Consider the following 3,332-nt stretch of genomic DNA (forward strand, 5'->3'; position numbering starts at 1 on the left):
CGTCTGGCTCAAGCTGCGCCTTCCGCCTGCCCTTCCGTCGCCGGCGCGCTGGCCACAATGCCCTCGCCAGCCTGGTCGGCCAGCGCCAGCTCGTCGCGACGCTTCGCCTCGGCCCGGATACGCTGCAGCATGCCGCCCGTACCAGCCGGGATGAGCCGGCCCACAATGACGTTTTCCTTCAGGCCAATCAGCTGATCGACCTTGCCGGACACCGCCGCCTCCGTGAGCACGCGAGTGGTCTCCTGGAAGGAGGCCGCAGAGATGAAGGAGCGCGTCTGGAGGCTCGCCTTGGTGATGCCGAGCAGCACCGGAACTGCCGTTGCGGGCGTCTTGCCCTGCGCCTCAAGCTTGGCATTCATCTCGTCGAACTCGACGCGATCCATCTGCTCGCCCGGAAGCGTGATCGAGTCACCTGGATGCGTGATCTCGACCTTCTGCAGCATGTTCCGCACGATCACTTCGATGTGCTTATCGTTGATCGACACACCCTGCAGGCGATAGACGTCCTGAACCTCGTTGACGAGATAGGCCGCAAGCTCCTCGACACCCGAAATCGCAAGGATGTCATGGGGCGCCGGATGGCCATCGAGCAGGAATTCCCCCTTCTCGATCACATCGCCTTCCTGCACCGAGATGTGCTTGCCCTTCGGGATCAGATACTCGATCGGCTCGAGGCTCTCATCCAGCGGGTGCACGATGATGCGGCGCTTGTTCTTGTAGTCACGGCCGAACTCCACACGACCCGTCGCTTCGGCGATGATCGCATGATCCTTCGGACGACGCGCTTCGAAGAGTTCCGCCACGCGCGGCAGACCGCCCGTAATGTCGCGCGTCTTGGCGCCTTCAGTCGGAATACGTGCAAGCACGTCACCGGCCTGAACCTCTGCGCCGTTTTCGACCGACAGAATGGCATCAACCGACAGCAGATAGCGCGCCTCATTGCCATTGGCGAGCTTGAGCACCTTGCCATCTGCATCCTTGATGATCATGGCCGGACGCAGCTCGCTGCCACGCGGCGAGGCACGCCAGTCAACCACGACACGGCTGGAGATACCCGTCGCCTCGTCCGCCACTTCGCGGATCGACACGCCGTCCACGAGATCCTCGAACTCCACCGTACCCTTCACTTCCGTGAGGATGGGCATGGTGTAGGGATCCCACTCGGCGATCCGCTGGCCGCGGGCGATGGTGCTGCCCTCGTCCACCTTCAGGCGCGAACCATAGGTGAGCTTGTGCGACGCACGCTCATTACCATGCTCGTCAATGACGACCACCTGCACGTTGCGGCCCATGACGACGAGCTGACCATTGGAGTCCTTCACCACGTTGCGGTTCACGATCTTCACCGTGCCCGCATGGTTCGACTCGATGAACGAGCTGTCCACAACCTGCGCCGTACCACCGATATGGAAGGTACGCATGGTAAGCTGCGTGCCCGGTTCGCCGATCGACTGGGCGGCGATAACGCCTACTGCCTCGCCAAGATTGACCGGCGTTCCGCGTGCGAGGTCGCGGCCGTAGCAGGCGCCGCAAACACCGTTCTGCGCTTCGCAAGTCAGCACGGAACGGATGCGGATACCCTGTACATTGGCTTCTTCGATCACATCGACATCAGCTTCGTCGATCAGGTGGTTCTTCGCGATGAGAACCTTGCCAGTTGACGGGTCGAGCACATCTTCAGCCCTGGTACGGCCGAGAACGCGCGTGCCGAGCGACACGATCACGTCACCCGCTTCGATCACGGGCTGAACGGTGATGCCACCTTCCGTGCCGCAATCTTCTTCGGTGATGATCGAATCCTGCGCAACGTCCACAAGGCGGCGAGTCAGGTAACCCGAGTTCGCCGTCTTGAGCGCCGTATCGGCAAGCCCCTTACGCGCACCGTGGGTGGAGTTGAAATACTCCAGAACGGTGAGGCCTTCCTTGAAGTTCGAGATGATCGGCGTCTCGATGATCTCGCCCGAGGGCTTCGCCATGAGGCCGCGCATACCCGCAAGCTGCTTCATCTGGGCGGGCGAACCACGCGCACCCGAATGAGACATCATGTAGATCGAGTTGATCGGCTTCTCACGCTTCGTTTCCGGATCGATCTGAACCGCAGAAATCTTCTGCATCATCACGTCAGCAACGCGGTCCGTACACTTCGCCCAGGCGTCAACGACCTTGTTGTACTTCTCGCCCTGCGTGATGAGACCGTCGATATACTGCTGCTCATACTCGGTCGCGAGCGACTGCGTCTCTTCGACAAGCTTCGCCTTCTCTTCCGGAATGACCATGTCGTCCTTGCCGAAGGAGATGCCGGCACGGAACGCCTGACGGAAGCCGAGCGCCATGATCTGGTCGCAGAAGATGACCGTCTCCTTCTGACCGCAATGGCGATACACCACGTCGATCATCTTGGAGATGTCACGCTTCGTGAGCAGACGGTTCACGAGGTCGAACGGTACGTTCGGATGCTTCGGCAGAAGCTCGCCCACCATCATGCGGCCCGGCGTCGTGTCAACGAGGCTCGTGACCGGGTTGCCGTCAGCGTCCTTCGTTGTGTAACGCGCCTTCACCTTGCTGTGCAGCGTCACCACATTGGCCGCGAGCGCATGCTCGATTTCGGCCATGCTGGAGAACACCATGCCCTCGCCCGGCTCATTGTCCTTCTGGATCGTCACATAATAGAGACCCAGAACGATATCCTGAGACGGCACGATGATCGGCGAACCGTTGGCCGGGTGCAGGATGTTGTTCGTGGACATCATCAGCACACGGGCTTCAAGCTGCGCCTCAAGGGACAGCGGCACGTGAACAGCCATCTGGTCGCCGTCAAAGTCGGCGTTGAAGGCAGCACAAACGAGCGGATGAAGCTGGATCGCCTTGCCTTCGATCAGCACCGGCTCGAAAGCCTGAATGCCGAGGCGGTGCAGCGTCGGCGCGCGGTTGAGCAGAACCGGATGTTCGCGGATCACCTGCTCGAGGATTTCCCAGACTTCCGGGCGCTCCTTTTCGACAAGCTTCTTGGCCTGCTTCACCGTTGCCGAAAGACCCTTGGCCTCAAGGCGCGAATAGATGAACGGCTTGAAGAGTTCAAGCGCCATCTTCTTCGGCAGGCCGCACTGATGGAGTTTCAGCTCCGGGCCAACCACGATGACCGAACGGCCCGAATAGTCGACGCGCTTGCCAAGCAGGTTCTGGCGGAAGCGGCCCTGCTTGCCCTTCAGCATGTCGGCGAGCGACTTCAGCGGGCGCTTGTTCGCACCCGTGATGACGCGGCCACGGCGACCATTGTCGAACAGCGCATCAACCGACTCCTGCAGCATGCGCTTTTCGTTGCGGATGATGAT

The 3,332-nt window shown here is 61.0% G+C and carries 1 protein-coding gene; it reads right to left on the bottom strand.

What is annotated here, in order from left to right; all coding sequences use genetic code 11:
- Window positions 1-8: 8 nt before the first annotated feature.
- The coding region (gene rpoC, locus WBF74_RS08285) for a DNA-directed RNA polymerase subunit beta' (protein WP_424437984.1) at window positions 9-3,332 on the bottom strand (3,324 nt) is incomplete at its 5' end.

This window comes from Parvibaculum sp. (assembly GCF_049672805.1).
Lineage (GTDB): Bacteria > Pseudomonadota > Alphaproteobacteria > Parvibaculales > Parvibaculaceae > Parvibaculum.